Origin of the sequence: Paraburkholderia sp. SIMBA_053, from assembly GCF_046534895.1 — a bacterium.
Classification (GTDB): Bacteria; Pseudomonadota; Gammaproteobacteria; order Burkholderiales; family Burkholderiaceae; genus Paraburkholderia; species Paraburkholderia caledonica.
The window spans coordinates 1-326 of sequence record NZ_JAWRXU010000318.1; the positions used below are offsets into that span (position 1 = coordinate 1).

Sequence of the window (326 nt, forward strand, 5' to 3'; positions counted from 1 at the left end):
CGGACGACACTCAGTCTACGGTGCTGCAGGTGGCGCCTTCATGAATGCGCCGCCTGCCTGAATCGCGCACGATAACGCTAGAAGTCTCCGCATCCATGTTGACCGTTCAGCAACATGCAGCTGTTCAGGTTGGGTTGCGATCGCACGCGCTTCCATTCGACAGCGAGGATGTCCTGAGTGTCTCCCGGCGGCGCGGTGGTGAAGAGCGGCTGATTCGAACCGATACAGATGTTGGTGCCCTGCAGGTTGTTCTCGTAGACGAAGGTTTGCTCCTGGTTGCTGAAGAACTGCTGCAAGCCGGCTTGCGAAACAGGATCGATCAACTG

The 326-nt window shown here is 57.7% G+C and carries 1 protein-coding gene; it reads right to left on the reverse strand.

Features of this window, described 5'->3' with window-relative positions:
* Positions 1 to 77: 77 nt before the first annotated feature.
* A partial coding sequence (locus SB753_RS35805) for a hypothetical protein (protein WP_410804825.1) occupies positions 78 to 326 on the reverse strand: 249 nt, incomplete at its 5' end.